This is a genomic window from Pseudomonas sp. PGPR N4, assembly GCF_059693665.1.
The window spans coordinates 306,577-331,263 of record NZ_JCAUKV010000006.1 but is presented as its reverse complement, the minus strand read 5'-3'; the positions used below and the strand labels follow the sequence as shown (position 1 = coordinate 331,263).

The 24,687-nt window shown below is 60.7% G+C and carries 20 protein-coding genes and 5 tRNA genes; 15 read left to right on the top strand and 10 right to left on the bottom strand.

Annotated elements, in window-relative coordinates; translation table 11 throughout:
- Nucleotides 1-16 precede the first annotated feature (16 nt).
- The 8 genes from alaS (at nucleotide 17) to mgtE (ending at nucleotide 6,785) form a co-directional block, all read left to right on the top strand.
- A complete protein-coding gene (gene alaS, locus AC58X1_RS21640; protein WP_447735120.1) occupies nucleotides 17-2,641 on the top strand; it encodes an alanine--tRNA ligase in 2,625 nt (874 codons plus the stop codon).
- Between the two features lie 84 nt (nucleotides 2,642-2,725).
- Nucleotides 2,726-3,961: an aspartate kinase gene (locus AC58X1_RS21635; RefSeq protein ID WP_101317730.1), complete on the top strand. Its 1,236-nt coding sequence runs from the start codon at nucleotides 2,726-2,728 to the stop codon at nucleotides 3,959-3,961.
- 166 nt (nucleotides 3,962-4,127) lie between these two features.
- Nucleotides 4,128-4,316: a carbon storage regulator CsrA gene (csrA, locus tag AC58X1_RS21630; protein WP_043209419.1), complete on the top strand. Its 189-nt coding sequence runs from the start codon at nucleotides 4,128-4,130 to the stop codon at nucleotides 4,314-4,316.
- Between the two features lie 72 nt (nucleotides 4,317-4,388).
- Nucleotides 4,389-4,479 (top strand) — tRNA-Ser (locus AC58X1_RS21625).
- 107 nt (nucleotides 4,480-4,586) lie between these two features.
- Nucleotides 4,587-4,663 (top strand) — tRNA-Arg (locus AC58X1_RS21620).
- 72 nt (nucleotides 4,664-4,735) lie between these two features.
- Nucleotides 4,736-4,812 (top strand) — tRNA-Arg (locus AC58X1_RS21615).
- Between the two features lie 73 nt (nucleotides 4,813-4,885).
- A tRNA-Arg gene (locus tag AC58X1_RS21610) sits at nucleotides 4,886-4,962 on the top strand.
- A gap of 380 nt (nucleotides 4,963-5,342) precedes the next feature.
- On the top strand, nucleotides 5,343-6,785 hold the full coding sequence (mgtE, locus tag AC58X1_RS21605) for a magnesium transporter (RefSeq protein WP_101317732.1): 1,443 nt from the start codon (nucleotides 5,343-5,345) through the stop codon (nucleotides 6,783-6,785).
- An 88-nt stretch (nucleotides 6,786-6,873) separates the two neighbouring features.
- Here the strand turns inward: mgtE and AC58X1_RS21600 are convergent, their stop codons facing one another.
- The gene (locus tag AC58X1_RS21600; protein WP_033699552.1) at nucleotides 6,874-7,200 is read right to left on the bottom strand and encodes an Arc family DNA-binding protein; all 327 of its coding nucleotides are present in this window, start codon (nucleotides 7,198-7,200) and stop codon (nucleotides 6,874-6,876) included.
- Nucleotides 7,201-7,541: 341 nt separating this feature from the next.
- Here AC58X1_RS21600 and phnN point away from each other — a divergent pair, with 341 nt between their 5' ends.
- From phnN to AC58X1_RS21585, 3 genes are all read left to right on the top strand, one after another.
- Nucleotides 7,542-8,132: a phosphonate metabolism protein/1,5-bisphosphokinase (PRPP-forming) PhnN gene (phnN, locus tag AC58X1_RS21595; protein ID WP_497429439.1), complete on the top strand. Its 591-nt coding sequence runs from the start codon at nucleotides 7,542-7,544 to the stop codon at nucleotides 8,130-8,132.
- 109 nt (nucleotides 8,133-8,241) lie between these two features.
- Nucleotides 8,242-8,318 (top strand) — tRNA-Arg (locus tag AC58X1_RS21590).
- A 189-nt stretch (nucleotides 8,319-8,507) separates the two neighbouring features.
- Nucleotides 8,508-10,058, top strand: coding sequence for a sensor histidine kinase (locus tag AC58X1_RS21585; RefSeq protein WP_150572184.1), 1,551 nt, complete (start codon nucleotides 8,508-8,510; stop codon nucleotides 10,056-10,058).
- Between the two features lie 49 nt (nucleotides 10,059-10,107).
- Here the strand turns inward: AC58X1_RS21585 and lpdA are convergent, their stop codons facing one another.
- The 4 genes from lpdA to AC58X1_RS21565 are packed head-to-tail and all read right to left on the bottom strand — an operon-like array spanning nucleotide 10,108 to nucleotide 15,070.
- Entirely contained in the window at nucleotides 10,108-11,487 is a 1,380-nt protein-coding gene (gene lpdA / locus AC58X1_RS21580) for a dihydrolipoyl dehydrogenase (RefSeq protein ID WP_497429438.1), read from the bottom strand.
- A gap of 2 nt (nucleotides 11,488-11,489) precedes the next feature.
- On the bottom strand, nucleotides 11,490-12,776 hold the full coding sequence (locus tag AC58X1_RS21575; RefSeq protein ID WP_150572186.1) for a dihydrolipoamide acetyltransferase family protein: 1,287 nt from the start codon (nucleotides 12,774-12,776) through the stop codon (nucleotides 11,490-11,492).
- Entirely contained in the window at nucleotides 12,777-13,835 is a 1,059-nt protein-coding gene (locus tag AC58X1_RS21570) for an alpha-ketoacid dehydrogenase subunit beta (protein WP_101317744.1), read from the bottom strand.
- Nucleotides 13,836-13,837: 2 nt separating this feature from the next.
- Nucleotides 13,838-15,070 (bottom strand): 3-methyl-2-oxobutanoate dehydrogenase (2-methylpropanoyl-transferring) subunit alpha, encoded by a 1,233-nt coding sequence (locus AC58X1_RS21565; protein WP_101317746.1) that lies wholly within the window; start codon nucleotides 15,068-15,070, stop codon nucleotides 13,838-13,840.
- Nucleotides 15,071-15,267: 197 nt separating this feature from the next.
- On the opposite strand from AC58X1_RS21565, the gene bkdR reads away from it, so the two are divergent.
- Nucleotides 15,268-15,753 carry a Bkd operon transcriptional regulator BkdR gene (gene bkdR, locus AC58X1_RS21560; protein WP_054891915.1) on the top strand — a complete coding sequence of 162 codons (486 nt, stop codon included), beginning with the start codon at nucleotides 15,268-15,270 and terminating at the stop codon, nucleotides 15,751-15,753.
- Nucleotides 15,754-15,904: 151 nt separating this feature from the next.
- A complete protein-coding gene (locus AC58X1_RS21555; RefSeq protein WP_101317748.1) occupies nucleotides 15,905-17,224 on the top strand; it encodes an MFS transporter in 1,320 nt (439 codons plus the stop codon).
- 30 nt (nucleotides 17,225-17,254) lie between these two features.
- On the opposite strand, the gene AC58X1_RS21550 is transcribed toward AC58X1_RS21555, so the two are convergent.
- The 4 genes from AC58X1_RS21550 to flgA all read right to left on the bottom strand — a co-directional run bounded on the left by AC58X1_RS21550 (nucleotide 17,255) and on the right by flgA (nucleotide 19,809).
- Entirely contained in the window at nucleotides 17,255-17,998 is a 744-nt protein-coding gene (locus AC58X1_RS21550; protein ID WP_101317750.1) for a flagellar brake protein, read from the bottom strand.
- 78 nt (nucleotides 17,999-18,076) lie between these two features.
- On the bottom strand, nucleotides 18,077-18,544 hold the full coding sequence (locus tag AC58X1_RS21545; protein ID WP_101317752.1) for a flagella synthesis protein FlgN: 468 nt from the start codon (nucleotides 18,542-18,544) through the stop codon (nucleotides 18,077-18,079).
- Nucleotides 18,545-18,592: 48 nt separating this feature from the next.
- On the bottom strand, nucleotides 18,593-18,904 hold the full coding sequence (gene flgM, locus AC58X1_RS21540) for a flagellar biosynthesis anti-sigma factor FlgM (protein WP_150569794.1): 312 nt from the start codon (nucleotides 18,902-18,904) through the stop codon (nucleotides 18,593-18,595).
- 152 nt (nucleotides 18,905-19,056) lie between these two features.
- Complete coding sequence (gene flgA, locus AC58X1_RS21535; RefSeq protein ID WP_101317756.1) at nucleotides 19,057-19,809, bottom strand: flagellar basal body P-ring formation chaperone FlgA; 753 nt, start codon at nucleotides 19,807-19,809, stop codon at nucleotides 19,057-19,059.
- Between the two features lie 65 nt (nucleotides 19,810-19,874).
- Between flgA and AC58X1_RS21530 the strand changes: the two genes are divergently transcribed.
- Both AC58X1_RS21530 and cheR read left to right on the top strand, forming a co-directional pair.
- Nucleotides 19,875-20,804 carry a chemotaxis protein CheV gene (locus AC58X1_RS21530; protein WP_101317758.1) on the top strand — a complete coding sequence of 310 codons (930 nt, stop codon included), beginning with the start codon at nucleotides 19,875-19,877 and terminating at the stop codon, nucleotides 20,802-20,804.
- A gap of 49 nt (nucleotides 20,805-20,853) precedes the next feature.
- Nucleotides 20,854-21,681, top strand: coding sequence for a protein-glutamate O-methyltransferase CheR (gene cheR / locus AC58X1_RS21525; protein WP_101317760.1), 828 nt, complete (start codon nucleotides 20,854-20,856; stop codon nucleotides 21,679-21,681).
- A gap of 168 nt (nucleotides 21,682-21,849) precedes the next feature.
- On the opposite strand, the gene AC58X1_RS21520 is transcribed toward cheR, so the two are convergent.
- Nucleotides 21,850-24,438: an autotransporter family protein gene (locus AC58X1_RS21520; RefSeq protein ID WP_497429437.1), complete on the bottom strand. Its 2,589-nt coding sequence runs from the start codon at nucleotides 24,436-24,438 to the stop codon at nucleotides 21,850-21,852.
- Between the last annotated feature and the right edge of the window lie 249 nt (nucleotides 24,439-24,687).

Sequence of the window (24,687 nt, the reverse complement as noted above, 5' to 3'; positions counted from 1 at the left end):
TTCCGTGGAAGAACCTATGAAAAGCGCAGAAATCCGTGAAGCCTTCCTTCGCTTCTTCGAGGAGCAGGGCCACACCCGTGTTGCCTCCAGCTCCCTGATCCCGGGCAACGACCCGACCCTGCTGTTCACCAATGCCGGCATGAACCAGTTCAAGGACTGCTTCCTCGGCCAGGAAAAGCGCGCCTACACCCGCGCCGCCAGCAGCCAGAAGTGCGTCCGCGCCGGCGGCAAGCACAACGACCTGGAAAACGTCGGTTACACCGCGCGTCACCACACCTTCTTCGAAATGCTGGGCAACTTCAGCTTCGGCGACTACTTCAAGCGTGACGCGATCACCTATGCCTGGACCTTCCTGACTTCGCCGCAGTGGCTGAACCTGCCCCAGGAAAAACTCTGGGTCACGGTCTACGCCAGCGATGACGAAGCCTACGACATCTGGACCAAGGAAATCGGCGTGCCGGCCGAGCGCATGGTGCGCATTGGCGACAACAAAGGCGCGCCTTACGCTTCGGACAACTTCTGGACCATGGGCGACACCGGCCCATGCGGCCCGTGCACCGAGATCTTCTTTGACCACGGCGCCGATATCTGGGGTGGCCCACCCGGCTCGCCAGAAGAAGACGGCGACCGCTACATCGAGATCTGGAACAACGTCTTCATGCAGTTCAACCGCACCGCCGATGGCGTCCTCCACCCGCTGCCAGCGCCGTCGGTGGATACCGGCATGGGCCTGGAGCGGATCAGTGCGGTGATGCAGCATGTGCACTCGAACTACGAGATCGACCTGTTCCAGAACCTGCTGGTAGCCGCAGCCCAGGCCATCGGTTGCAGCAACGACGGCCAGCCTTCGCTGAAAGTCGTCGCCGACCATATTCGTTCGTGCGGCTTCCTCATCGCCGATGGCGTGCTGCCGTCCAACGAAGGCCGCGGCTACGTGCTGCGCCGGATCATTCGCCGCGCTTGCCGTCACGGCAACAAACTCGGTGCCAAGGGCAGCTTCTTCTACCAGATCGTCGCTGCGCTGGTCGCCGAGATGGGCCAGGCCTTCCCTGAACTGAGCAGCCAGCAGGCGCACATCGAGCGCGTCCTCAAGAGCGAAGAAGAGCAGTTCGCCAAGACCCTCGAGCAGGGCCTGCGCATCCTCGAGCAGGACCTGGCCCAGCTGCAGGGCACTACCGTCCCGGGTGACGTGGTGTTCAAGCTGTATGACACCTATGGCTTCCCGATGGACCTGACCGCCGACATCGCCCGTGAGCGCGAGCTGACCATCGACGAAGCCGGTTTCGAGCGCGAGATGGAAGCCCAGCGCGAGCGCGCCCGCTCCGCCAGCGCCTTCGGCATGGACTACAACAGCCTGGTCAAGGTCGATGTTGCCACCGAGTTCCTCGGCTACCAGGCAACCACGGCCCAGGCCAAGGTCGTCGCGCTGTACAAGGACGGCCAAGCCGTCGAGCAGCTGCATGAAGGCGACGAAGGCGTGGTGGTGCTTGATCGCACGCCGTTCTACGCCGAGTCCGGCGGCCAGATTGGCGATGCCGGCTACCTGCAGGCCGCCGACGTGCGCTTTGATGTGCGTGATACCACCAAGACTGCCGGTGCTTTCCTGCACCACGGTGTAGTCGCCACTGGCGCGCTGCGCGTAGGCGCCGAAGTTGAAGCGCAGGTGGATGCCGAAGTGCAGCACGCCACCTCGCTGAACCACTCCGCGACTCACCTGCTGCACGCGGCGCTGCGCCAGGTGCTCGGCGATCACGTCCAGCAGAAAGGCTCGCTGGTCGACAGCCAGCGCCTGCGCTTTGACTTCAGCCACTTCGAGGCGGTCAAGCCAGAGCAGCTCAAGGCGCTGGAAGACATCGTCAACCGCGAAGTGCGCAAGAACTCCGAGGTGCAAACCGAAGAGACCGACATCGAAACCGCCAAGCGCAAAGGTGCAATGGCGTTGTTCGGCGAAAAATACGGCGACAGCGTGCGCGTGTTGAGCATGGGCGGTGATTTTTCGGTGGAGCTGTGCGGTGGTATCCATGCCAAGCGCACCGGCGACATCAGCCTGTTCAAGATCATCAGCGAAGGCGGCGTGGCTTCTGGCGTGCGCCGTATCGAAGCGATCACCGGGGCTGCGGCACTGGCTTACCTGAACGCTGCTGAAGAGCAGGTCAAGGAAGCTGCGCAATTGGTCAAGGGTAACCGTGACAACCTGATCGACAAGCTGGCGGCGGTGCTCGAGCGCAACCGTCAGCTGGAAAAACAGCTTGAACAGCTGCAGGCCAAGGCCGCCAGCGCTGCCGGAGATGATCTCTCCAACGCAGCCGTTGAGGTCAAAGGCGCCAAGATTCTCGCCGCTCGCCTTGACGGGCAGGATGGCAAGGCTCTGCTGGCGCTGGTCGATCAACTGAAGAACAAGCTCGGCCACGCAGTGATCCTGCTGGGCAGTGAGCATGAGGGCAAGGTCGTGCTGGTGGCTGGCGTGACCAAAGACCTCTCCGGCCAACTCAAGGCCGGCGATCTGATGAAGCAGGCCGCTGCGGCGGTTGGCGGTAAAGGCGGTGGTCGTCCGGACATGGCCCAGGGTGGCGGCGTCGACGTCGCTGCACTGGACAGTGCCCTGGCCCTGGCTGTGCCGTTCGCCGAACAGCGGCTTTGAGATGAAACGGCCCGCTAGTGATAGCGGGCCGTTTCAGGTTGGATTGTTTATTGGGTGCCCATCACGGGCAGAGGCAGCTTTGAAATGGCGTTGATCGTACAGAAATTTGGCGGCACCTCTGTCGGATCCATCGAGCGGATCGAGCAGGTTGCCGACAAGGTCAAGAAATTCCGCGAGGCAGGCGATGACCTGGTCGTGGTCCTGTCGGCCATGAGCGGGGAGACCAACCGCTTGCTGGACCTGGCCAAGCAGATTAGCGACAAGCCGGTTCCGCGTGAGCTGGACGTGATCGTGTCGACTGGCGAGCAGGTGACCATTGCCCTGCTGGCCATGGCCTTGATCAAGCGTGGCGTGCCGGCGGTGTCCTACACCGGCAACCAGGTGCGCATTCTCACCGACAGCGCGCATAACAAGGCGCGCATCCTGCAGATCGACGACCAGAAGATTCGTGCCGACCTCAAGGCTGGCCGTGTGGTTGTCGTGGCGGGCTTCCAGGGCGTCGACGAGAACGGCAGCATCACCACCCTCGGTCGTGGCGGTTCGGACACCACTGGTGTGGCCCTGGCGGCCGCGCTGAAGGCTGACGAGTGCCAGATCTACACCGACGTCGATGGTGTCTACACCACCGACCCGCGGGTGGTACCGCAAGCGCGCCGTCTGGAGAAGATCACCTTCGAAGAGATGCTGGAAATGGCCAGCCTCGGTTCCAAGGTGCTGCAGATCCGCTCTGTCGAATTCGCTGGCAAGTACAACGTTCCGTTGCGCGTGCTGCACAGTTTCAAGGAGGGTCCAGGTACCCTCATTACCATTGATGAAGAGGAATCCATGGAACAGCCGATCATTTCCGGTATCGCCTTCAACCGTGATGAAGCCAAGCTGACCATTCGTGGCGTGCCGGATACCCCAGGCGTTGCCTTCAAGATCCTCGGCCCGATCAGCGCTTCGAACATCGAAGTCGACATGATCGTGCAGAACGTTGCCCACGATAACACCACCGATTTCACCTTCACTGTGCACCGCAACGAGTACGAAGCGGCGCACAAGGTGTTGGAAAACACTGCGCGCGAGATCGGCGCCCGTGAAGTGATCGGCGATACCAAGATTGCCAAGGTATCGATCGTCGGCGTCGGCATGCGCTCGCACGCCGGCGTTGCCAGCCGCATGTTCGAAGCGCTGGCCAAGGAGACCATCAACATCCAGATGATCTCCACGTCCGAGATCAAGGTTTCGGTGGTCATCGAAGAGAAGTACCTCGAACTGGCCGTGCGCGCCCTGCACACCGCCTTCGAGCTGGATGCGCCTGCCCGCCAAGGCGAGTAACGCGTAGCCAGGAGGAGGGCGCGGCTTGCCGCGCCCTTCGCGTTTCCGGCCGCCGGGTGGGCCCTGTCCTGTCCTCTCTGGCGGCCACACACGCTGACTGTGCGTCCCGCAGCCAGCGCGCTACCTCAGACTGTTGTCCCTGATTGAACTGCGTAAGGAGAAAGCTATGTTGATTCTGACTCGTCGGTGCGCCGAGAGCCTGATCATTGGTGACGGTGAGATCACCGTTACGGTCCTGGGTGTCAAAGGCAACCAGGTACGAATTGGCGTTAGCGCGCCCAAGGAAGTCGCGGTTCACCGCGAAGAAATCTACCTGCGAATCAAGAAAGAGAAGGACGAAGAACCAACCCTTTAATTTTTATCAGATTTTTTTTAAAAAAGGGTTTGCAAACGGGGAGGGCTCTGGTTATAGTACGCCCCGTGTTGCGGTGAGGTGGCCGAGTGGCCGAAGGCGCTCCCCTGCTAAGGGAGTATACCTCATAAGGGTATCGGGGGTTCGAATCCCCCCTTCACCGCCATTATTCGCTTAGGGCGCTTCAACTGGCCAAGATTACTAAGTCGTTGAAATTAAACGAAAAAGTACTTGGCAAATCGGTAAAGCGATCTATAATGCGCGGCAAGACATGGACTCATAGCTCAGCTGGATAGAGTACTCGGCTACGAACCGAGCGGTCGCAGGTTCGAATCCTGCTGAGTCCACCATACAACATGAAGGTTTTGCTCGCAGAGCCGGATTGTTCAACCAGTGGTAATCTGGTCTAAAAATACCAACTTGGACTCATAGCTCAGCTGGATAGAGTACTCGGCTACGAACCGAGCGGTCGCAGGTTCGAATCCTGCTGAGTCCACCATATAGCACGGTGGTTGTGCTTGCACAGGCACCTTGTTTCAACCAGTGGTAACCTGGTCTAAAACTACCAACTTGGACTCATAGCTCAGCTGGATAGAGTACTCGGCTACGAACCGAGCGGTCGCAGGTTCGAATCCTGCTGAGTCCACCATCTTCATCAAGAAGCCCGCTTTTATAGCGGGCTTTTTGTTGTCTGCAATTCACCGAATTGTCAGTAAGCCGGACTAGACTGTGCGAGTAGGGCGCCCATGCGACAGGTCCTGCGCCTATGTGCTTTTTTGTCTGGCGCCCACCGTCGCACTGATGGCTTTGCGCGTTGTCACAAGATAATCGCGTAAACGATTGTTCTGACCAAAAATTTAAGCAATCCGACAGCTCTTGCAGTGTATGATTGCGCCCGTCAGCCCCGCCGGGGCTTGTGGAATACCACCATGGACTTACCCAGTAGTTACCCCTTAATCCGATTTGCCAAAATAGATCTGATCGATTGATCTCCCCGGCGTGCTCCGCTGCTGGGAGTGGAGTTCGCCTATGACCGAAGTCGAAGTAAAGAAAAGCCAAGACAGCCTGCAGGATCGCCTGGCCCAGGTGATTGACCTGCTGCAGCGTCAGCGTGTTGTTGAAGACCTGACCCACCGTCAGGAGGGGCAGCACAATAGCCTGGTGGAGAGCCTCGTCCACCGCCAGAACCTGGTCGAGCTGCAACGCAAGCTCGATGACCTGCACCCTGCCGACATCGCCTACATTCTCGAAGCACTGCCGCTCGACGACCGCCTGACGGTCTGGCAGTTGGTGCGCTCTGATCGTGACGGCGACATCCTCCTGGAAGTATCCGACGCCGTCCGCCAGACCCTGATCGCCGACATGGACGATCACGAGCTGCTGGCCGCTGCCAAGGAAATGGACGCCGACGAACTCGCTGACCTGGCTCCCGAGCTGCCGCGTGACGTTGTCCACGAGCTGATGGAGACCCTCGACGCCCAGCAACGCGAGCGGGTCCGCTCGGCGCTGAGCTACGACGAGGATCAGGTCGGTGCACTGATGGACTTCGAGATGGTCACCATCCGCGAAGACGTCAGCCTGGAAGTGGTACTGCGTTACCTGCGCCGGCTCAAGGAGTTGCCAGGCCACACCGACAAGCTGTTTGTGGTCGACTCCGATGGCATGCTCAAGGGCGTGTTGCCGATCAAGCGCCTGCTGGTCAATGATCCGGACAAGCAGGTGGCTGAGGTCATGGCTACCGACCCGGTCAGTTTCCACCCTGACGACGACGCCTACGACGCCGCGCAGGCGTTCGAACGTTACGACCTGGTATCTGCCCCTGTAGTCGACAAGAGCGATCGCCTGATCGGCCGTCTAACCATCGACGAGATGGTCGACCTGATCCGTGAGGAAAGCGAAAGCGAAGTCCTCAACATGGCCGGTCTGCGCGAAGAAGAAGACATTTTCGCCTCGGTCTGGCGCTCGCTGCGCAACCGTTGGGCGTGGCTGGCGATCAACCTGATTACCGCGTTCCTCGCCTCTCGCGTGATTGGCCTGTTCGAAGGCTCGATCGAGAAGCTGGTGGCATTGGCGGCATTGATGCCGATCGTTGCTGGTATCGGCGGCAACTCGGGCAACCAGACCATCACCATGATCGTCCGCGCCATGGCGCTGGACCAGGTCAGCCCGGGCAACACCTCGCGATTGATGCGCAAGGAGCTGGCGGTGTCATTGATCAACGGCCTGGTCTGGGGTGGTGTAATCGGGGTAGTGGCGTATCTGCTTTACGGCAGCTGGTCGCTGGGCCTGGTAATGACCGGAGCAATGACTCTGAACCTGCTGTTGGCGGCGCTGATGGGAGTGTTGATCCCGATGACCCTGGTCCGCCTCGGGCGTGACCCGGCGATGGGTGCCAGTGTGATGATCACGGCAGTGACAGACAGTGGCGGCTTCTTCATCTTCCTTGGCCTGGCCACGATATTCCTGATGTAAGCCCACTGCCGGCGCTTGATTGAAGAGCGCCGGCAGCCAGAAACAACAAAGCCAGCTTGCGCTGGCTTTGTTGTTTCTGGCGGTTTGATCAGGACGCGTCGGCGGCCATTTCCACATCGTGGGCAATCAAGGCTACCAGAGCGTTTTGTTGGCGGTGGGAGAGCTGGCGGAAGCGTTGCAGCAGCTCGCGCTCGTGCAGGCTCAGCTCAGGGCTGTCCAGGCGCATGCTCAGCTCGTCGCCCAGTGCACCTTCCTGGATAAGGCTCTGTTCCAGGCGGGCAATGATCTCGGAGTTCATGCTGCGGTGATGGTTGCGGGCTACCTCGGCAATGCGCTCACGCATCCCGTCTGGCAGACGAACGACAAACTTGTCAGCGGTGCGGCTTGAATAAATAGCCTGTTTCAATGGGCGCATATAAATTGACCGGTTTACTGGTTCAGGGGAAGCGGTTGTCAAATGCCGCGCGGTGGAAATCTGACCGTCGCGACGGCAAAATGTTCAACCGTCGTGTATTTTTGGCGTTCATCATGCCTAAAATCTGCCGTTTCCTTGGCGTCAATTCTGTGACAAATAGTGATCCGCATAAAGGCTTTTTGCCAGTACCAATTATCAGAAATGAGCACTGGTTTGAAAAGTTTAGCGTTTTTCGGATCTACTGAATGTCAGACCTCTGCCGTCAAAATCTGGTAACAGTCGGAAAAGGGCAGGGAAAACACCTAGAATGCGCTCGGTCCCTAACAGTGAGCATAGTGGCTATGCAATATGACGCAAGCGGCAGTCCATCGACAGTAGGTAGGTTGATATTCCTCGTTGGACCCTCTGGATCAGGAAAAGATTCCCTAATCGACGCGTCTTGGGCGAAATTGACCGAGCACGGCATCATGGTTGCTCGCCGCGTCATTACCCGCTCGCCCGAAGCACTGGGCGAGGCCGCGCAGGGTGTCAGCCCTGAGCAATTCGAGCAGATGCGCGCAGGTGGGCATTTTGCCATGTATTGGCAGGCAAATGCTTTGGCATATGGCATTCCGGCGCAGATTGATCAGTGGCTGCAGGCTGGCAAGCACGTTTTGGTAAACGGATCGCGGGCTTACTTGGCCGAAGCGCGGCGACGTTACCCGGACCTGCTGGCAATCCGCCTCGAGGTAAACCCGACCGTCCTGCGTCAGCGTTTGCTGGCGCGCGGCCGAGAGACCCCGCAAGCCATCGAGCAGCGTTTGCAGCGCAGCGCCGAACTGCAGGTGACCGCCGCCGACAACGTGCATGTGCTGGACAACTCGCAGACGCTGGAGCAATCGGTCATCAGCCTGTTTGCCTTGCTGCAGGCCGAAGGTTTGCTTCAAGCCTGACCGCTATGACAAGTCTTACGTGGCAAAAGCCCGAATCGGGCATGACAAACGGTCTGGCGCTGGTTAACATGCTCGCCGTCACGCTCATCGGCGCTCGCCGGTGGCCTTGGTCCCAGTAGCTCAATTGGATAGAGCATCCCCCTCCTAAGGGGAAGGTTGGCCGTTCGAACCGGCCCTGGGACACCATCTCTCGCGCTGCAGGCGCCCACGCAGCACCGTCAGCTCCCCCAGACATTTCCCGCCGGACCTGGCACTTTCATGCTAGATTCTCGGAAATCTCCGACCATTTCCGTGCTGCAACGCCCAACTTGATCCCAAACGATCGGGATTACTGCGCTGGGCAGGCTTATTCACTACTCTGTGGAAGACATCACGATGCAGCAATCTTCTGCCGACGAGACCATTCGTGCGGCATTGCAGAGGTCCCATGCGCGGCTTCATCGCCAGCATGAGTTGGTGGTCGAGTTTGGCGTCGCCTCGCTCAAGGCGAGTGACCTGGACCTGTTGCTTACCAAGGCTTGCGTGGTGGTTGCCGAAGGCATGCAGACGCGCTTTGCCAAGGTGCTCACGCCGCTGCCCGACAGTGAAGACTTGCTGCTGTCGCACGGGGTTGGCTGGGACGAAGACGATATCGGTCACGCGACGCTGGGTGGTGACGTCGCCAGTCCGGCGGGTTATGCCATCGCCACCTACCGCCCGGTGCTGTCCAATCATCTTGGTCAGGAGCACCGTTTTCGCACCCCTGAGTTGCTGAAGAAGTACGGTATCGAGCGTGCCATCAACGTGCCGATTCGTGGTGCGATGACGCCGTTCGGCGTACTCGAAGCCGACAGCACCGACGGTGATGACTTCATCGAGAGCGATATCGTCTTTCTCGAAGGCATCGCCAACGTGCTATCGATGGCAGTCGAGCGGTTGGCCGCAGGTAACGCCGAGGCGCTGCCCGACCCGTATTCGGAGAGCATGCTCAACGCCAGCCCGGACTGCGTGAAGGTACTGTCGACCGATGGCGAAATCGAGTTCATGAATGACGCCGGCATGTGCCTGATGCAAGTCGGCGATCTGGCCAAGGTCAAAGGCAAGCCTTGGCCGCAGCTGTGGCCAGAAGAGTCCAAGGACCTTGTGCTGGGCGTTATCGAGAAGGTCAGCAGCGGCGAATCCGCTCGCTTCGAGGCGTTCTGCCCGACCGCCAGCAACGAGCCCCGTTGGTGGGATGTCACCGTGGCGCCGATCGTCAGCCCGGACGGCGTGATCAGCAAGCTGATCGCGGTGTCCCGCGACATTACCGAGCGCCATCACCATGAGGCCAAGCTGCTCTCACTGATCGCCGCGCAGAACTCCAAGCTCGACGAAAGTGACCTTTTCCTTGAAGAGATTCACCACCGGGTCAAGAACAGTCTGCACCTGGTCAACACCTTGCTTATGTTGCAAGCCAACCTGACAGCGGACGAAGCGGTCAAGCTCCAGCTGGAGACTGCCGCTGGGCGCGTAGTGACGATTGCCAGCGTGCACGAGCGCTTGTACCAGGCGACAGAAAGCCAGGACCTCGATGTGGTTGAGTATCTGGGAGCGCTGTTAGGTGATCTGGGCAATGCGTTGGGTGATCGCAAGATCTCGTTGGAGGCTACGTCGTTTGTGCTGGCGCAAGAAAGAATGGCGCCGCTGGGGATGGTGGTGTCCGAGCTGATCACCAATGCGCTCAAGTACGGCAAGGGAAAAATCGAGGTCAGCCTGCACAAGGCTGAGGATCATGCCTTGATCACGGTGACCGACCAGGGTGACGGCTTCCCGGAGACCTTTCCCAAACCCAGCGGCACCGGACTGGGCATGCGTCTGGTCAAGAGTTACTCAGGTTACGGCGACAGCGCCATTTCGATTGATCGGCTGGAAGGCAAAAGCACCATCCGGGTCCGCTTCAAACTCTGATCCAGACCCAAGCGTGCAGCGCAGAGCGCGGTGCACGCCGGTCCTGCCGTTAGATATGCAGTGCGTGCCCCAAAGCGCGCAACGCGGCTTCCTGCACCGCCTCACCCAGGGTCGGGTGGGCATGAATGGTGCCGGCTATATCCTCCAGCCGCGCGCCCATCTCCAGCGACTGAGCAAACGCCGCCGACAGTTCTGAAACTGCCACGCCTACTGCCTGCCAACCCACGATCAGATGGTTGTCGCGCCGCGCTACCACGCGCACGAAACCGGTCTTTGACTCGAGTGTCATGGCCCGACCATTGGCCGCGAACGGGAACTGCGCAACGATGCAATCCAGGCCTTGCTGGCTGGCCTGCTCCGGCGTATGCCCAACCACCACCAACTCTGGATCGGTAAAGCACACTGCGGCAATCGCGGTGGGGGCAAAGCGCCGTGCGTGGCCGGCGATCAGCTCGGCGACCATTTCGCCCTGGGCCATGGCGCGGTGCGCCAGCATTGGATCACCCGCCACATCGCCGATGGCCCAGACGTTGCGCATGCTGGTCTGGCAGCGCTCATCAATGGCCACGGCAGCACCGTTCATACTCAGCCCCAGGCTTTCCAGATTGAAGCCTTGCGTGCGTGGCCGGCGACCAACGGCGACCAGCACCTGATCGGCCTCCAGCAGCAGTTGTTGGCCGTCGGCAGTGCGCGCCTGCAAGGAGCCGCCCTCATAGCCTTCGACGCTGTGGCCCAGGTATGTAGCGACGCCGAGCTTTTTCAATGACTCGGCAACCGGTGCAGTCAATTCGGCATCGTAAGTCGGCAAGATCCGCTCACGCGCTTCGACCACGCTGACCTGTACCCCAAGCTTGCGATAGGCGATACCCAACTCCAGGCCGATGTAGCCGCCGCCGACGACCACCAGGTGCTGGGGCAGTGCCTTGGGCGCGAGTGCTTCAGTGGACGAGATCACCGCGCCGCCCAGCGGCAGCATCGGCAGTTCGACGCTGCTGGAGCCGGTGGCCAGCAGCAGATGATCACAACGGATCAACTGCCCATCGACCTCGACGCTTTTGCCATCGACGATCTTCGCCCAGCCATGGATCACGGTTACGCCGTGCTTTTTCAGCAAGGCCGCGACACCACTGGTCAAACGATCGACAATGCCGTCTTTCCAGGCCACGCTGCGACTGATGTCCAGCTGCGGTGTGGCCACGCTGATGCCCAGGGCGGCGTGTTCGCTGTGTCGGCAGGTCTGGTGAAACTGCTCGGCTACATGGATCAGCGCCTTGGACGGGATGCAGCCGACATTCAGGCAGGTGCCGCCGAGCGCCTGACCTTCGATCAATACGGTCGGGATGCCCAGCTGGCCGGCACGGATCGCTGCGATGTAGCCGCCAGGGCCGCCACCGATGATCAGCAGGGTGGTGTTGAGGGTCTGAGTCATGCTCACTCCACGAACAGGCAGGCGGGTTGCTCAAGCAAGCCGCGCACGGCCTGGATGAACAAGGCGGCGTCCATGCCATCGACCACGCGGTGATCGAACGAGCTGGACAGGTTCATCATCTTGCGCACGACGATCTGGCCGTCGACCACCACCGGCCGTTCGACCATGCGGTTGACGCCGACGATCGCTACCTCCGGGGTGTTGACCACGGGCGTGCTGACAATGCCGCCCAGGGCGCCAAGGCTGGTCAAGGTGATGGTCGAGCCGGACAGCTCGTCGCGGCTGGCCTTGTTGTTGCGCGCCGCGTGGGCCAGGCGGGTGATCTCGCTGGCATTGCTCCACAGGCTGCCGGCCTCAGCGTGCCGCAGTACCGGGACCATCAGGCCGTTGTCGCCCTGGGTGGCAATGCCGACATGCACCGCACCATGGCGGGTGATGACCTGGGCTTCGTCGTCATAGGTGGCGTTGATCTGCGGGAAGTCGCGCAGGGCGACGACCATTGCCCGCACCAGCAACGGCAGCAGGGTGAGTTTGCCGCGGCTTTCGCCGTACTTGCGATTGAGCTGTTGGCGCAGGGCCTCCAGCGCGGTCACGTCGATTTCTTCAACGTAACTGAAGTGGGCAACACGGCGCTTGGCATCCTGCATGCGCTGGGCAATCTTGCGGCGCAGGCCGATAACCGGCACCTGTTCGCTGTCGGTGCGCCGGCTATAACCACTTGGCGCTTGCCCGGCAGCGGACTGTGGTTTGCTCATGAAGTTGTCGAGGTCTTCGTGCTGAATACGCCCGGCCGGGCCACTGCCGTGCACATAACGTAATTCGATACCGGCATCCAGCGCGCGCTTGCGCACGGCAGGGGAGGCCAGTGGTTTTTCGTTGGCCTGCCGCGGCACGATTTCAGCGCTGGGCTTGCTCGCCGCAGGCTGGCTGGTGACGCTGGCTGGGGTAGCTACTGGCGCTGGCGCTTCAGTCTGTGCAGTGCTGACGGCAGGCGCCGCAGCTGCTGCAGCCGGTTTGCTGTCAGGTGCATCAACATGGTTGCCACTGCCTTCGACTTCGATGCGGATCAGCTCGCTGCCGACCGCCATGACTTCACCCGGCTGGCCGCCGAGGGCTACTACCGTGCCGCTGACCGGCGAGGGAATTTCCACCGTGGCCTTGTCGGTCATGACATCGGCCACTACCTGATCTTCGGCAATTACATCGCCGACCTTGACGAACCACTCAACCAACTCGACCTGCGCGATGCCTTCGCCGATGTCCGGCATCTTGATGACGTGCGTGCCCATTCAGACCTCCATGACCTTTTTCAGTGCCGCGCCAACCCGCGAAGGGCCTGGGAAGTACGCCCATTCCTGCGCGTGCGGGTAGGGCGTGTCCCAGCCGGTGACGCGCTCGATCGGCGCTTCGAGGTGATGGAAGCAATGCTCTTGCACCAGCGCGACCAACTCGGCACCAAAACCGCAGGTGCGTGTGGCTTCGTGTACGACCACGCAGCGGCCGGTTTTTTTCACCGAATCGACAATCGCGTCCAGGTCCAGCGGCCACAGGCTGCGCAGGTCGATGACTTCGGCGTCGACGCCGGTCTCTTCGGCAGCCACTTGCGCGACATAGACGGTGGTGCCGTAGGTCAGCACGGTCACGTCGTTGCCGGGCCGCACGATCGCAGCCTTGTCCAGCGGCACTTTGTAGTAGCCGTCCGGCACTGCGCTCTGGGCATGCTTGGCCCATGGCGTCACCGGGCGGTCGTGGTGGCCGTCGAACGGGCCGTTGTACAGGCGCTTGGGCTCGAGGAAGATCACCGGGTCGTCGCATTCGATCGAGGCAATCAACAGGCCCTTGGCGTCATACGGGTTGGACGGCATGACCGTGCGCAGCCCGCAGACCTGGGTGAACATCGCCTCAGGGCTCTGGCTGTGGGTTTGTCCGCCATAGATGCCGCCGCCGCAAGGCATGCGCAGGGTCAGCGGCGAAATGAACTCACCGGCCGAGCGATAGCGCAAGCGGGCCATCTCCGAGACGATCTGGTCGGAGGCCGGGTAGAAGTAGTCGGCGAACTGGATTTCCACCACCGGGCGCAGGCCATAGGCACCCATGCCGACAGCAGTACCGACGATGCCGCTTTCGGAAATCGGCGCATCGAATACCCGCGACTTGCCATACTTGGTCTGCAGACCTTCAGTGCAGCGGAACACACCGCCGAAATAGCCGACGTCCTGGCCATAGATGACCACATTGTCATCGCGCTCAAGCATCACATCCATGGCCGAGCGCAAGGCCTGGATCATGGTCATGGTAGTGGTGGACATGGCGGTTTCCAGGTCGATGCTGTTGTTGTGATCATTCATGTTCAGACCCCCAGCTCTTGGCGCTGACGGCGCAGGTGCTCAGGCATTTCCTTGTACACGTCCTCGAACATCGAGGCGGCACTGGGGATCTGGCCATTGCTCATGGTGCCGTACTGCTCGGCTTGCTTCTGTGCCTTGATCACTTCGGCTTCGAACTCGGCAGTTACTGCCTGATGCTCTTCTTCAGACCACTGGCCGATGTGAATCATGTGCTGCTTGAGGCGGGCGATCGGGTCGCCCAGCGGGAAGTGGCTCCAGTCATCGGCAGGGCGGTACTTGGAAGGGTCGTCCGAGGTCGAGTGCGGGCCGGCGCGGTAGGTGACCCATTCGATCAGGGTTGGCCCAAGGCCATGGCGGGCGCGTTCAGCGGCCCAGCGCGAGGCGGCATACACCGCAACGAAGTCGTTGCCGTCGACGCGCAGCGAGGCGATACCGCAGCCAACGCCACGGCCGGCAAAGGTGGTCGACTCACCGCCGGCGATTGCCTGGAAGGTCGAGATCGCCCACTGGTTGTTGACCACGTTGAGAATCACCGGCGCGCGGTAGACATGGGCAAAGGTCAGGGCAGTGTGGAAGTCCGACTCGGCGGTAGCGCCGTCGCCGATCCAGGCCGAGGCGATCTTGGTATCGCCCTTGATCGCCGAGGCCATCGCCCAGCCGACGGCCTGGACGAACTGGGTGGCGAGGTTGCCGCTGATGGTGAAGAAGCCGGCTTCGCGCACCGAGTACATGATCGGCAACTGACGGCCCTTGAGCGGATCGCGCTCGTTGGACAGCAGTTGGCATATCATGTCGACCAGCGACACGTCGCGGGCCATCAGGATGCTTTGCTGGCGGTAGGTCGGGAAGCACATGTCGCTGCGGTTCAGGGCCAACGCCTGAGCGCTGCCAATGGCCTCTTCGCCAAGGCTTTGCATGTAGAAAGACATCTTCTTCTGGCGCTGGGCAACCACCATGCGGCTGTCGAAGATACGCGTCTTGAGCATGGCGCGCATACCCTGACGCAGGATCTGCGGGTCGATGTCCGCAGCCCATGGGCCAACGGCGTTGCCGTGCTCATCGAGCACGCGCACCAGGCTGTTGGACAGGTCTGCGGTTTCGGCAGGCTCGACATCGATAGGGGGCTTGCGAACCTGGCCTGCATCGTTCAGACGCAGGTAGGAGAAATCAGTCTGGCAGCCTGGCCGGCCGGTAGGCTCGGGCACATGCAAACGCAGGGGGGCGTACTCGTTCATGCTGTTTACGCTCGCTCGAATATTGTTTTTGTGAGCTTTGAAGCGGTCGCCGCTGAATGCTGGCTCGTGACCAGCAGGTCAGTGCTGACTACATGGTAGTGGGAGCGCAGGAGAATATTTCTCTCTTGTTGATTGCCTTTGCCCTCGCGCCCAGATAAACATTCCGCATAAACACAAAAAACTGGTGATTTTGTCTCATGCGCAAACTCGATCGCACCGATATCGGCATTCTCAACAGCCTGCAGGAAAACGCCCGCATCACCAACGCCGAGCTGGCCCGCTCGGTCAACCTGTCACCGACGCCGTGCTTCAACCGGGTCAAGGCGATGGAGGAGCTGGGCGTGATTCGCCAGCAAGTGACCTTGCTGTCGCCTGAGGTGCTGGGGCTGGACGTCAATGTGTTCATCCATGTCAGCCTGGAAAAGCAGGTCGAGCAGTCGCTGCATCGCTTCGAGGAAGAGATCGCCGAGCGGCCCGAGGTGATGGAGTGTTACCTGATGACCGGCGACCCGGATTACCTACTCAGGGTGTTGTTGCCGAGTATTCAGGCGCTCGAGCGGTTTCTCGACTACCTGACCCGCTTGCCGGGGGTAGCCAACATCCGCTCCAGCTTCGCCCTCAAGCAAGTGCGGTACAAAACGGCGTTGCCGCTGCCAGCCAATGGCATGACCTTGCGTGAATGAGATGGACGATGTGCGAGGGTGTACAGGAACTCTGCCGTGACCCACTCATCGAAGCTAGACCTTTTTGCTGACTACGGCCTGCAGCCCGGCCTGTTTGCCCTTATGCTTGCCAGCATACCCTCCACCTGAATCGGGAGCCCCTCAGGGACGCATGCGCCAGATCTGGAAGTCTTTTCGTTCACTGTACTTTGCTGCGCTGATGATGCTGATCGGCTCCGGTCTGCTCAGTACCTACCTGGCGCTGCGCCTGGCGGCTGAAAACGTCGACAGCCTGTGGGTGGGTGCCTTGATGGCGGCCAACTACTTTGGTCTGGCGCTGGGCGGCAAGATCGGCCACCGGCTGATTGCCCGGGTTGGGCATATCCGCGCCTACGCGACCTGCGCTGGTATCGTCGGCGCGGCGGTGCTGGGCCATGGCCTGACCGACCTGTTGCCGGTGTGGGTTGGGCTGCGGGTCATCGTCGGTCTGGGCATGATGTGTCAGTACATGGTCATCGAGAGCTGGCTCAATGAGCAGGCCGATGCCAAACAGCGCGGTGCCGTATTCAGCGGCTACATGATCGCTTCGTATCTCGGCCTGGTGCTGGGTCAGTTGATTCTGGTTGTGCACCCTGAACTTGGCCCTGAGCTGCTGATGCTGGTCGCCATGTGCTTCGCCCTGTGCCTGGTCCCCGTGGCGATGACCCGGCGCATTCACCCGGCGCCGTTGCATCCGGCACCGATGGAGCCGAAGTTCTTCATCAAGCGTGTGCCGCAGTCGCTGAGTACCGTGCTTGGCGCGGGGCTGATCGTCGGCTCGTTCTATGGTTTGGCGCCGCTGTACGCCTCCAATCAAGGCCTGAGCACAGAGCAGATCGGTTTGTTCATGGGTTGCTGCATCTTTGCCGGGTTGTTGGTGCAGTGGCCGTTGGGCTGGTTGTCCGACCGTTATGATCGCGCAGTGCTGATCCGCAGCGCGGCGGGCGGCCTGGCGCTGGCGGCGTTGCCGCTGGCGATCCTGCCCAGTGTGCCGTTGGAAGTGCTGTTTGCGGTCGGCTTTGTCATCTCGTTGTTGCAGTTCTGCCTGTATCCGCTGGCGGTGGCTTTTTCCAATGACCATGTCGAGAGCGAGCGGCGGGTGTCGTTGACCGCGATGTTGCTGGTTACCTACGGCGTGGGCGCCTGTATCGGGCCGTTGGCGGCAGGCGTGCTGATGAAGCTGCTCGGGCCGCAGATGCTCTATGCATTCTTCCTGTTCTTCGCGCTGGTGCTGGTGTGGCGGATTCGACCGAAGGCGGTTACCGGTTTGCACCAGGTGGAGGATGCGCCGCTAGGACACGTCGCGATGCCGGCTGCTGGCTCGCCATTGTCGGCGGCGCTCGACCCGCGGGTGGATGAGCAGACAGTGCAGGATGTGATGCAGACGCCAGTGGCGGCGGAGGATACCGAGGAGGATCAGGTCGGTCCTGAGGGCAGGCCTTCCGAGCTGTAAGGGCTGGGCCCGCATAGCGGGCCCGGAATCTCAGTAATCGTCTTTATCGAATCGCCGCGCTTCACGCTGCAGCTGGTAGACAAAACTTTCGATCTTGCGCTGCGCCTGGCCACTCAGGTTGTGGAAGCGCACGCCAGCGAAGGTGGTATTGATGCGTTCTTCGAAGTGCAGATGACGCAGCTCGACCATCACGTCCACCAGCCCCAACGGGTTGCCCGCCTTGAATCGCTCGTAAACCTGGCCCAATTGCAGACGCTCTTCTACGTCGCCTTCAAAACGCATCTTGCAGCCGGTGGCGGAGATGTCCAGCAGCTTGCCGCGCAGTGCGCCATTGCCCTTGATATGGGTACCATCAAGCGTCACATCGACCAACTGGGATAGTTTCAGCGCAGCGCGGAACGCGTTGCGGCGCTGGTGGTAGACAACTTCTTCCGGTAGGGGGCCGCGGTAGCTGCGGTGGCCATCGACCTCGGTGATGGTCAATGGCGAGTTGCATTCCCAGGCGATACGCACGCCGTCATGGAAGCCTTCAACGCGGAACGGTTCGCCGTTCTCTATGAATTTTTCCCCGTCGCGCGGGATCATTTCATCCAGTGCCACGCTGTTGCTGTCACGGTCAACATCCACTACATAGCTCTGGAACCGCTGGCTACGCTCGTGGAAGGTGATGATCAGCGGATCGTGGCTATCCAGCAGTTGACGCAAGTTGGCGACAATTTCCAAAGGGGTATTGAGCACCTTTGGCGGCTGGGGAGCATCGGATTCATTGAACACGGGTTATAAATCTCCAGGCAAAAACGACACACGCAATTAACGGCATTTTGCCAGTAGTACCGTGCAATGTCAGAAAAATCACACTTGGCTGAGCGCCCGCGGTTTGACCATTGGCGAGGTTGCGCCACGGCTGTCATACAGCGACGGAGAGTCGCCGCCCATGAGGATGCGGATTTGATTGGATGTGGCGTTTTGCTGGACCTGGATGATCCGCCCGTTGGTCTCGTTGACCTGTTGGCAGGTATCCATCAACTGGGTCAGCACGCCGAGCTGCTGCATGATCAGCTCGCCGTTGGGCGAGAGGTCGGCGACTGCCTGCACACCGGCGCGATCCGCCGTGAGCCCGAGGCTGGTGAGCAGGTGATTGCGGCGCTGGCCCTGCTGCTCGAGCAGCACGATCAAAGACTGCTTACGGGCGAGAATGGTCTCGAGCACCTCGATTTCACGGCCATGCAGGGCGACTGCCTCGTTCTGTAGCAGCTCGAGCAGTTCCTGGGTGGGCGCGATGTCGTCTTCGATCAGTTGCAGCAGGGTTGTGTCGTGCATGGCTGGCTCTTTGGCTTGTAGCGTCCTTGAAGTCAGCGCGCCGAAGGCTTAGCGCTGAGCTTCGAAATCAAGCAGTTTACTGGCGACCCGGCTGGCATCGACCTGGTAGCTGCCGTCGGCGATCGCTTGTTTCAACTCAGCCACGCGGGCGCTGTTGACTACCGGCTGGTCGCGCAGCTTGTCGCTGATCTTCTGCAACTGCTGAGCCTCTTGGCTGAAATGTACCGCTTCTCCGCTGACGCTGGAGCGCGCTGGTGTTTCGCTGGCTTCACCGCTTTTTTCGGTGCTGCCGGCCGCGGTGCCACCGCGTACGCCGCCGACTGACGGCGAATTGTTCAAACGACTGAAGTCGATGACCATGATCAGAAACCTCTGGGTATTAAGACGCTTGCCTTGTTTTCGGCCAACCCGAAGAAAACTTTAGGCACGAATACGAAGCTGCCTGTCAGCAAGCTTTCGCTACCCGATTTCTGACACAGTTTAGGTAATGCGGTTCCTTACCGCCAGCACTGTTACATCGCTACTTCGACCTGGCCGGGGCCGGTCACCCGCGCCTTGACCACCCGCTTGGAGTTGAGGTTGCGCACTCTGATCTGTTCGCTGAAGCCGCCCTTGCTCAGTGCTTCGCCGGGCATGCGTACGCTGAGGGTGCCGCTGCGGGCCACGATCACCACTTGATCGCCCTTTCGGATCAGCTCTGCCTGTTCAAGGTGCTGCGGGGTCAGCACCTGGTCGAGCACCACCGGTCGCATCAGTTTCATGCCCACAGCCTGGTCCAGACTGCCGAGAAACCCCTGGCTGAGGGTGCCGACGTCGCGCTCGCGCAGAGTCACGTCGTCCTCGCTCACCACGCTTTCGCGCTTGAGCGGGCGGGCCATGACCACCACTTCGCGAAACAGCCTGACCTGGGCCGGTACAAACACCGTCCACGGCGCCGCGCTGTCACAGCGCACGCGTACCGTCACACGTCCGAGCGGCTGCGCCGGGCTTTCCAGCGACGCATCCAGCGGCTGGCTGCACAATGGCATGCGCAGGCGCGGGTCCAGGTTGTTGATCTGGATTTCGTAACGTCCGGCGGTCTGGCTGGTGGCCAGATAATCTTCGACGGTGAATTCAAGAAACCCTTGGGTGACACCGATAAGCTGTTCAGGCAAGGTTACCGCGTCGGCCAGCGCCCGAGCGGCAGGTGCCAGCAGGCACAGCGCAGCCAGGCTAGAGGCTAGCAAGCGGGTCAATCGTCGGGAAAATGTCGTTTTCATGTACATGACGCTCAAAAAAGCAAAGCCCGTGCCGACTTTAATAAGAAGGCAGAAACGTTAAGGAGTCTGGCATGGCTGGTGTTATGGATTCGGTCAACCAGCGCACGCAGCTGGTTGGGCAGAATCGTCTGGAACTTTTGCTGTTTCGCCTCAATGGCGCTCAGTTGTACGGGATCAACGTGTTCAAGGTCCGTGAGGTGCTGCAGTGCCCGGCATTGACCGTGTTGCCCAAGTCGCACCCGGTGGTGCGCGGCGTAGCCAATATTCGCGGTGCGACCATTCCGATTCTTGATCTGTCGATGGCAACCGGCTTGCCCGGCCTGCAGGAAGACATCCGCAACAGTTTCGTGATCATCACCGAGTACAACACCAAGACGCAGGGCTTTTTGGTGCATTCGGTCGAGCGCATCGTCAACATGAACTGGGAGGAGATTCATCCGCCACCCAAGGGTACTGGCCGCGACCATTATCTGACGGCAGTGACCCGGGTCGACAACCGCATGGTCGAGATCATCGACGTGGAGAAGGTGCTGGCAGAAGTTGCGCCATCGTCCGAGTCGGTGTCTGTCGGTGTGGTCGACCAAGAGGTGCACAGCAAGGCGGTGTCGCTGCGCGTGTTGACGGTGGATGACTCGTCGGTAGCGCGCAAACAGGTCAGCCGTTGCCTGCAGACGGTCGGGGTCGAGGTGATCGCCCTGAATGATGGCCGTCAGGCGCTGGATTACCTGCACAAGCTGGTCGATGACGGCAAGCGTCCGGAAGAGGAATTCCTGATGATGATTTCCGACATCGAGATGCCGGAAATGGACGGCTATACCCTGACTGCGGCAATTCGTAGTGATCCGCGCATGCAACAATTGCACATCGTCCTGCATACTTCATTGTCTGGGGTGTTCAACCAGGCCATGGTCAAGAAGGTCGGGGCCGATGATTTCCTGGCCAAGTTCCGGCCGGACGATCTGGCTCAGCGGGTCGTTGACCGGATCAAGGCTACGCATTAAACCGGTCGGGGTACGCCCCGGCCTCAGCGATTGAAAAGAGGCGGTTGCATTGTCTACGGGTAATTTGGATTTCGAACAGTTCCGGGTCTTCCTGGAAAAAGCCTGTGGCATCCTGCTGGGCGAAAATAAGCAGTACCTGGTCTCCAGCCGTTTGAACAAGATGATGGAGCAGCAGGGGATCAAGTCGCTTGGTGAGCTGGTGCAGCGTATCCAGACCCAGCCGCGCAGCGGTCTGCGCGAGCAGGTAGTCGATGCGATGACCACCAACGAGACGTTGTGGTTTCGCGATACCTATCCGTTCGAGGTGTTGAAGAACAAGGTCATCCCGGAGTTCATCAAGGGCAATCCGGGGCAGCGCCTGCGCATCTGGTCGGCGGCCTGTTCGTCGGGGCAGGAGCCTTATTCCCTGTCGATGTCGATCGACGAGTTCGAGCGGGGCAATCTTGGCCAACTGAAAATGGGCGCGCAGATTGTCGCGACCGATTTGTCGGGGACCATGCTGACCAACTGCAAAAGTGGCGAGTACGACAGTCTGTCGATCGCCCGTGGCTTGTCGCAGGAGCGTCTGCAGCGCTACTTCGATGTGAAGGCGCCGGGGCGCTGGGCGATCAAGGCGCCGATCCGCAGTCGGGTCGAGTTTCGTTCGTTCAACCTGCTCGACAGCTATGCGAGCCTGGGCAAGTTCGATGTGGTGTTCTGCCGGAACGTGTTGATCTATTTCTCGGCGCAGGTGAAACGCGACATCTTGCTGCGCATCCATGCCACGTTGAAGCCTGGGGGGTATTTGTTCCTGGGGGCTTCGGAGGCGCTCAATGGGTTGCCTGATCATTATCAGATGGTCCAGTGCAGTCCCGGGATTATTTATCAGGCCAAGTGATATGGCCCCAGTCACGTTGCGCTGACTGTTGGGGCGGCCTTGCCGGATGGTCGGAAACGGTCGCGCAGCGGCCCCGACCATCCCAAGGCCATGAACAAAAAAAGGCCAGCGTCAATCGACGCCAGCCTCTTCCAGAACAACAACCAATCAACCCCTCACAAGGTCAACTCAGAAGTCATACCGTACCTTGGCCGAGAACACATCGGCATCAAATCCGGACTTGCCGATGTAGTCATAATTCAGACCCACCGTCACAGCGCCCAACTTGTAATCAGCCCCCACGCCCGCTTCGTAACTGTTGCGTACCGCATCAGCTCCGTGCGTCACGAACGGCGTATTGCCCAGCAGGAAGGTGGACGTACTGCTGGCCTGGTCGGCCGCGAAGTCGTGATAGCCCATCAACTTGAACTGCGGTTCCAGCGTCCCGGCGCCCAGGCCAAGGCTTCCGGCAACCCGAACCCCAGCCCCCAGCTCGATCGCTTCATAACGCTGATCTTCGATCTTCAGCGCAGCAGAAGAACCTTTCTCACGGTAACCATCGATTTCCACTCGGCTGTAACGCGCCGCCAGGCGCGGCTCGATCAGCAACTGTGGGTTGATCCGGTAGGTATAACCTCCAACCAGATTCAGGCCCAGCAGGTCGCTGTCGTAGTCAGCCTTGGCGCGGGTGCCGGCGATGTCGCGCTTGCCTTCGTTGTCGTTGAAGCCGTAAGTCAGGCTGGCGTCAACGAAGTAGTTACCCTGCTCAAAGCCGCCGTACAGGGTGAATGCGTGGCTGTCGACTTCGGTCTGGTTGCCGCTTTTGCCGTTGACGTCGGTATTGATGAAGCTGTACGCCAGGCCTAGGGTCAGCTGGTCGTTGAGCTTGCCATCAGCACCTACCGCGATGCCGCGGCTGTAGGCGTTGTAGCCGGCAATGCCGTCGCGCTGGCCTTGGGTCGCATCGCTGTACAGCGACTGAATCCACACGCCGGTCTGCTGGAGCGCGTCGCCCGACGAAGCGCCGCGCAGGCCGCTGGTGCGGCTGGTGGTCACGCCGTTGACCAGGCTTTGGCTGGTGGTCGCTGCCTGGGTAGCTCCGCCGTTGGTTTCCGGGGTCAGCTGTTCGGCAATCTTGGCCAGCTGCTTGCTGTCGGCGTTGACCGCAGCACGCAGCAGGGGGTCATTGGCGGCAAGCTTGGCGAGGACGCCGTCCTTGGCCAGGGCGCCGAGCGCGCGTTTGTGGTTGATGGTGCCGCCATTCAGATCCAGTACGTGGTCGATGCCTTGCTGATTCTTGGTGGTGACCACCGCCACGACTGTGTTGCCTTCGACAGCGCTGGTGTCGACATCGAGCAGTGCCGAGGTGCTGGTGACCAGCGGAGCACCTTGCAGCTCGCCGGCCTCTATCAGCTTGAAACGGCTGCCGTTGGCGCTGAAGTCATTACCGCGTGCAGTCAGTTTCAGTTGCGCACCTTCGCCGAATTCAGCGGTGCCGCTGACGCTGACGACGGCGCGAGCAGGGTTGGTGTCGGCGCCCAGGGTCAGGCCCAGTGCCGAGTTGCCAGCAACATACAGGTTGCCGTCGATGGTGGTGTGCGCCGACTGCAGCGCCAGGGTCGCCGAGTTGCCGCCCGAAACCGAACCAACGTCGATCCAGCCGTTGTCCTTGAGGCGAATGTTGGAGCCGTCAGCGGAGCTGTCGGTGCCCGTGAAGGAGGTGTCGGCCTCGACTTCGATGTTCGACAGGTCGATCAGGTTGCCGACGATCACGCTGCCTTTGCGCAGGATCAACTCGACCGGGCGGTTGGCTTCGGAGGCATCGATCGCTTCATCCTGAGAGATGATGGTGCCGCTGTTGAAGATGTTCAGATCACCGTGCAACTGGTACTGAGGTTGCAGGCCCGGGCCGTCGAAGTCGACGTTGCCGATGGTGATTGCCGCGTCTTCGGCAATGATGGTGCCGGTGTTGAGCAGGTGTACGCCATCGGCGGTGCTCAGGCTGGCGCCGTCGAGCATGATGCCGTTGGCGTCGTTGCCGGTGGCGATGATGGTGCCGTGGTTTTCGATGCCGGCCAGGTCGACCATGTCGCCGCGGTTGCTGGTGGTGGCGTCGATGGCAGTGGCGCCTTCGCCGCTGACGACGATGCTGCCGTAGTTGATCACCTTGCCATTGATGGTGCCGCCTTCGAGGTTGATCCCGCGGGCGCTTTCGCCGCTGGCCACGATACGGCCGCTGTCGGCGTTGATCAGGTCGCCTTCGATCAGCGAGGTGCCGGAGAAGTCCAGCGCGCGAGCGACATCGGTGCCGCCGCCGTCTGTCAGTGGCTCGCCGATGGCCGACAGCAAACCCTGGTTGATCAGGTTGCCGCCGATCCGCGCTGGATCGATCATCAGCGCGTTGGCGCCGCCGCCGGTGGCGCTGATGCTGCCTTTGTTGATGACGTCGCCGGCGATGTCGTTGCGTGCCCAGCTCAGGCCATCTTCCCAGCTGTCCATGTCCACGCCGCCGGCAAAGTCGCCGCTGCTGTCGATGGTGCTGTTGAGGATCAGGTCGCCGGTAATCGTCGAGCCGTTCAGTTCAATGGCGTCTTCATCGCTGCCGCCGGTGTAGCTGCCAGTGAATTCGAGATTGCCGTAGTGAGTCTGGTGCTCGCTCTTGAAGCCGGCGTTGGTCAGGTTGACCACCTGGTTGGCGAGCGGCACGGCAAAGGCGGGGAGGGCGCTGGCGGTGATGGCCAGGGTCAGCAGGGTCTTGCGGAAGATAACGGGAGCCACGGTTCTGTCCTTGAAAAACGGGGGAGCAAACGGCGCGCATCCATGCATGGCTCTAGGCAGTAAGTCAGGCGACTACGGCCAGCGGGGCCGCATGTCTGCGCGGCGCGAATTCTATCCCAGATAGTGGCCAATTGACATTTTCGTTGGCGTCAATTTTTTGATTTGCCGCTTTTGCCGCCCAACTATTGCCGCCCGCCTACCATCAAGCGGAAGCACTTTGCCGCTTTTCTGGCATTCCTATGCTCGCAA

What these genes read in the sequence shown, in the direction of transcription:
- alaS (WP_447735120.1), top strand. Translation starts at nt 17, where the DNA reads ATGAAAAGCGCAGAAATCCGTGAAGCCTTCCTTCGCTTCTTCGAGGAG.
- bkdR (WP_054891915.1), top strand. Translation starts at nt 15,268, where the DNA reads ATGCGCAAACTCGATCGCACCGATATCGGCATTCTCAACAGCCTGCAG.
- AC58X1_RS21565 (WP_101317746.1), bottom strand. Translation starts at nt 15,070, where the DNA reads ATGAACGAGTACGCCCCCCTGCGTTTGCATGTGCCCGAGCCTACCGGC.
- AC58X1_RS21530 (WP_101317758.1), top strand. Translation starts at nt 19,875, where the DNA reads ATGGCTGGTGTTATGGATTCGGTCAACCAGCGCACGCAGCTGGTTGGG.
- AC58X1_RS21555 (WP_101317748.1), top strand. Translation starts at nt 15,905, where the DNA reads ATGCGCCAGATCTGGAAGTCTTTTCGTTCACTGTACTTTGCTGCGCTG.
- AC58X1_RS21575 (WP_150572186.1), bottom strand. Translation starts at nt 12,776, where the DNA reads ATGGGCACGCACGTCATCAAGATGCCGGACATCGGCGAAGGCATCGCG.
- csrA (WP_043209419.1), top strand. Translation starts at nt 4,128, where the DNA reads ATGTTGATTCTGACTCGTCGGTGCGCCGAGAGCCTGATCATTGGTGAC.
- AC58X1_RS21600 (WP_033699552.1), bottom strand. Translation starts at nt 7,200, where the DNA reads ATGCGCCCATTGAAACAGGCTATTTATTCAAGCCGCACCGCTGACAAG.
- AC58X1_RS21635 (WP_101317730.1), top strand. Translation starts at nt 2,726, where the DNA reads ATGGCGTTGATCGTACAGAAATTTGGCGGCACCTCTGTCGGATCCATC.
- AC58X1_RS21570 (WP_101317744.1), bottom strand. Translation starts at nt 13,835, where the DNA reads ATGAATGATCACAACAACAGCATCGACCTGGAAACCGCCATGTCCACC.
- flgA (WP_101317756.1), bottom strand. Translation starts at nt 19,809, where the DNA reads ATGTACATGAAAACGACATTTTCCCGACGATTGACCCGCTTGCTAGCC.
- flgM (WP_150569794.1), bottom strand. Translation starts at nt 18,904, where the DNA reads ATGGTCATCGACTTCAGTCGTTTGAACAATTCGCCGTCAGTCGGCGGC.
- AC58X1_RS21585 (WP_150572184.1), top strand. Translation starts at nt 8,508, where the DNA reads ATGCAGCAATCTTCTGCCGACGAGACCATTCGTGCGGCATTGCAGAGG.
- phnN (WP_497429439.1), top strand. Translation starts at nt 7,542, where the DNA reads ATGCAATATGACGCAAGCGGCAGTCCATCGACAGTAGGTAGGTTGATA.
- mgtE (WP_101317732.1), top strand. Translation starts at nt 5,343, where the DNA reads ATGACCGAAGTCGAAGTAAAGAAAAGCCAAGACAGCCTGCAGGATCGC.
- AC58X1_RS21545 (WP_101317752.1), bottom strand. Translation starts at nt 18,544, where the DNA reads ATGCACGACACAACCCTGCTGCAACTGATCGAAGACGACATCGCGCCC.
- lpdA (WP_497429438.1), bottom strand. Translation starts at nt 11,487, where the DNA reads ATGACTCAGACCCTCAACACCACCCTGCTGATCATCGGTGGCGGCCCT.